Annotated in this window: 2 protein-coding genes and 1 pseudogene; all 3 read left to right on the top strand. The window is 28.8% G+C overall.

Annotated features, from left to right (window positions below):
• Positions 1-28 precede the first annotated feature (28 nt).
• Entirely contained in the window at positions 29-361 is a 333-nt protein-coding gene (locus D8836_RS11020) for a LytTR family transcriptional regulator DNA-binding domain-containing protein (RefSeq protein WP_070527983.1), read from the top strand.
• A gap of 10 nt (positions 362-371) precedes the next feature.
• Positions 372-1,112, top strand: coding sequence for a response regulator transcription factor (locus D8836_RS11015; protein WP_060627927.1), 741 nt, complete (start codon positions 372-374; stop codon positions 1,110-1,112).
• Positions 1,113-1,122: 10 nt separating this feature from the next.
• Positions 1,123-1,581 (top strand): annotated as a pseudogene (locus D8836_RS11295) (ATPase); the annotation flags it as partial.

Here is a 1,581-nt window from a genome sequence, read left to right as displayed (position 1 = left end):
ATATTAAACTGATAGAAGGAGGCTAAATATGAAAGACTACATTTTATATCAAGATAGAGCTATAGTAAAGGTATCACTCTCTAAAATTTATTATGTTACAACTCACCCTACAAAAGCTCATGCTGTTCTTTTTGTAACAGCCGAAGGGAATTTTGAAGCTTCAACCTCACTAGCTAAAATCGAAGAGGAAAGTTCAGAAGAACTTATTAGATGCCATAGAAAGTTTCTTGTGAATAAAGATAAAATAGCAGGATTTAATCATGAGACAAGAACGATTATGTTTTTGGATGATAGAGTATCAGACATTGCTTGTTCTAGAAGACACTTTACAATATTAAAAAATCAGTGGAAAAATATATAGGAGTGAAGTAGTGAATATTTTTATACTAGAAGATAATTTTTTACAACAGACTAGAATTGAAAATGTTGTCAAAAAAATTTTGGTGGATAATAAGATTGAGTATAGGCATTTTGAGGTTTATGGAAAACCTCAACAGCTTTTAGAGGACATTTCAGAGAGAGGAAATCATCAATTATTTTTACTTGATATTGAAATAAAAGATGCTGACAAAAGAGGATTAGACGTTGCTAGAGAAATTAGAAAACTTGATTCTCAAGCAGTGATTGCTTTTGTAACATCACATTCTGAGTTTATGCCTGTATCTTTTGAATATTTAGTATCAGCTATTGATTTCATTGATAAAGAATTACCTGAACCATTATTTATCAAACGAATTGAAAATGTTATTTTAAGTGTTAGCGATAATCAAGGAATAACAGTATCTGAGGACTCTTTTATATTTACAGGATCTAAAGCTCAAATTCAAGTCCCTTTTAAAGATTTATTGTATATTGAGACATCGTCAATAGCCCATAAATTGACACTCTATTCAAAACGAGACATAGTTGAATTTTATGGACAATTATCCGAAATCATAGAACAGGAACCACGCTTATTTCAATGTCATAGATCGTTTATCGTAAATCCTTATAATATTTCTTCAATTGATAAAGAAAATCGGGTAGTTCATTTTCAAAACGGGTCCTCTTGTATTGTCTCTAGGTTAAAGATACGTTCACTCATGAAAGCTGTCGAAAGACTTCATGACTAAGGAGATTTAGATGATATTTTTTCTAGATATTATAGGTACTTTTCTAATGTTATGTATCCATGCTAGAGTTTTAGGTGAGAGATTAAATCTGAAAAAAATCGGAATATCCATTATTCTGTTCTATCTTTCAATATTACTATTCATTGTTGTATTTAAATCAACAGAATTTTATTTTTTTGGGTCGGTATTGATTTATCCCACTTTTTTTATCTTGTATACTTTGTCTATTGGTGAATTAAGAAGTAAGGTCTCTTTATTACTTTTTTACTCATTATTTCCACTTGGATTTTGGGATGTCATTAAAAATTTTTTAGGTTACTTTGTAATTTATAATATTCCGATATTGAATAGACTATATGAAACTGATCTAGGAATAATGATTTTCTCTTTACTAGCTAAAATTATTGTGTTATTCCTTATTAATCTCTTTCAATATAATTTTAGTCATTTAAAAATAAAGAACTTAGAT

This window comes from Streptococcus mitis (assembly GCF_003942995.1).
GTDB classification, from domain to species: Bacteria; Bacillota; Bacilli; order Lactobacillales; family Streptococcaceae; genus Streptococcus; species Streptococcus mitis_CV.
This window is presented reverse-complemented; position numbering and strand designations above follow the sequence as displayed.

Excerpts from the sequence above, each read along its gene's own strand:
- D8836_RS11020 (WP_070527983.1), top strand. The coding sequence starts at position 29 with ATGAAAGACTACATTTTATATCAAGATAGAGCTATAGTAAAGGTATCA.